2 protein-coding genes are annotated in these 2,440 nt (G+C 40.0%); both read left to right on the top strand.

What is annotated here, in order from left to right:
- Nucleotides 1-274: 274 nt before the first annotated feature.
- The gene (locus BOW52_RS16565; RefSeq protein ID WP_236725797.1) at nucleotides 275-871 is read left to right on the top strand and encodes an SLATT domain-containing protein; all 597 of its coding nucleotides are present in this window, start codon (nucleotides 275-277) and stop codon (nucleotides 869-871) included.
- Nucleotides 868-2,202 (top strand): RNA-directed DNA polymerase, encoded by a 1,335-nt coding sequence (locus BOW52_RS16570; RefSeq protein WP_078485194.1) that lies wholly within the window; start codon nucleotides 868-870, stop codon nucleotides 2,200-2,202. The genes BOW52_RS16565 and BOW52_RS16570 overlap by 4 nt, the downstream gene beginning before the upstream one ends.
- Nucleotides 2,203-2,440 lie beyond the last annotated feature (238 nt).

Genomic DNA, 2,440 nt, shown 5'->3' on the forward strand with positions numbered 1-2,440 from the left:
CGGGGCGCCGCAGGCATAAACGGTCGCGTGAAGTTTTTGCTGTTTGCTTGGGCTTGGATGCCCAAAACAAACTTTCGCAAAAATAGCGACTCCCCGGTTGTTATGGTGTTAAACTAATTCTGCCCTAGGGTGTGTCAGCTTATGCTGTCCACTCATTCTTGAGTGCAACTAATATTGGAGAGACTTGTCTCTTAGTCCTTGTGGCTTGCCCTGAATTGGGTGATAACTCTATGTAACTTAATGACACCCTAGGGCACTTAATCAAGGAGGAATAATGTCTTTATTGGATAGCGTCTGGTGGACTAGAAAGGCAAGAATTCAGGCGGAAAAGCGTCTCTTGTCCAATGCGTTCCAGGCGCAAGTGTTGTTACTCTGGTATTCGTTTTCTAGTGCCGCTTCGGCAATTTATTATTTGAAGATAAGTGAGGGAAACTCCAATCCAGCTCTTGCGGGAATCGCATGGGTGGTTTTTTCGGTATTGATATTATGCGTGTCTGGGTTTATCAGCGGGCTCTCCTTCAAAGAGCGAGCTGGTTTAATAAAAGAATGTTACGAAACCCTGAATATCTTGTATCAAAAATCAAAAGGTCCTCATATTAATGCTGAGGAAATAAGCACCGAATACAATCAAATATTGGGAGTATGTGAAAATCATACGGATCGGGATTATTACATGGCGTTGTGTGTTGAGCATGTGACTACTCCAGGTGATGTTGACAAGAGTACAGGTTTGAAGAATGGACTGGACAGGTGTCCAACGTGGTATCACTGGATTGCTCTCGCGTATTGGTTTGTCCGTCGTCAGCTGATGTTTATGGCTTTGTATTTGTTGCCAATTATTATTTTTGTCGTTATGGAGTTTTATAAGTGACTGTTGGCGGCAAGTTTGAAAAACACTTTTCTGTAGAAAATCTCAAAGAGACCTTTGTAAGTCATGTTGCTTATTCTAGGGCTACTGGCATAGATAATCTTGATCAATATTCATTTATAGCTCAGCTTGATGACCAAGTGGAAATCCTGTCTAGAAAATGTTTGGCTGGAACTTATAAGTTTACAAAGTACAAGTTGAAGCTCGTAAGTAAGGGAAGGAATAAGGTTCCAAGAGAGATATCAATACCGACTGTAAGAGATCGTATTGCGCTGCGATCTTTGTGTAATTTTCTGGCTGACATATATCAAAAAGATATTGAATTTAATCTGCCTCAGAATATCGTTAAAAAGGTTAAAAATGATATAGGTAGTGGTGGTTATGATACCTGTATAAAGCTTGATGTGGCCGATTTTTATCCATCGATACGCCATAAAGAAATGGTTTCTCGTCTGGGAAAGAAGATACGAAATAAAGACATAAAAAATATTATCTTATCTGCGATCACTTCTCCGACAGTAAGTGTTTCGAGAGTAACAGATTCCCCTTCAAATAAAGGGGTGCCGCAAGGCTTGGCGGTATCAAACATACTTGCTGCGATTTATTTGATAAATATAGATAGATATCTAAGTTCCATAGATAGCATAAAATACTATCGTTACGTCGACGATGTATTGATTTTGTGTGATGGGAAGATAGCTGATGAGATTGCAGAAATGGTTGTTGGTCGATTTCGGAGGATTGGCTTGAAGGTCTATGACCCACTTAAGGTTCCTGAGAAATCTAGTATAGGATTGGTAAGTAAAGGATTTAGCTATTTGGGTTATTTCTTCTCAGGTAGTGATGTTACAGCTCGAGTTGGTTCTGTTGATCGACTTAGGCAGTTTTTGGTTTCAATATTTACGGGCTATAAATATTCAAAACAAAAGAGTGAAGAATTTCTGTTGTGGCGTTTGAATCTTAGGATCACTGGTTGTATATATGAAAATAAAAGCAAAGGTTGGTTGTTTTTCTTTTCAGAAATCAATGACGAACATCTTCTTCATTCGTTGGATCACTATATAAATAAGTTGATAAAGAGATTCGATGTTGGGATTATTCCAAAAAGGTTTGTAAGGGCGTTTAAAGAGCTTAGTTATCGTAAGTACGAAACAAACTATATACCAAATTTCGATAATTATGATCTCGGTAAGATGAAAGAAGTTCTTGTTAAGTATTTTGGTTTGGATGTGAGCAAGTATCAGGATGATGAGATTGAATTTGAATTTAAAAAACGCCTAAGTAGGCAGGTTAAAGACTTGCAGGTGGATGTGATGGACTTTTCCTATTCATAGGAAGATTTTAGTATGTAAGCGGTAACATGATCTATTGGATGGCTGGTTGTTAGTTGTATCCCCCTCTACATCACCGAGCATCGGAGCGATTTCAGGATTGAGTGAGCAGCTGTCTGAGCGTAGCGAGTTTCTGCTCACGCCCGCTGACCGCCATGGATAGCGAAGCGAAGGCGGTTAGTCCGCGATAGTCGACGCCGTCTGCATATTCGTAGTTGAGAGCGCGAGCGAACGACGAAGA

Source organism: Solemya pervernicosa gill symbiont (genome assembly GCF_002020875.1).
In the GTDB taxonomy this organism is placed as follows: domain Bacteria; phylum Pseudomonadota; class Gammaproteobacteria.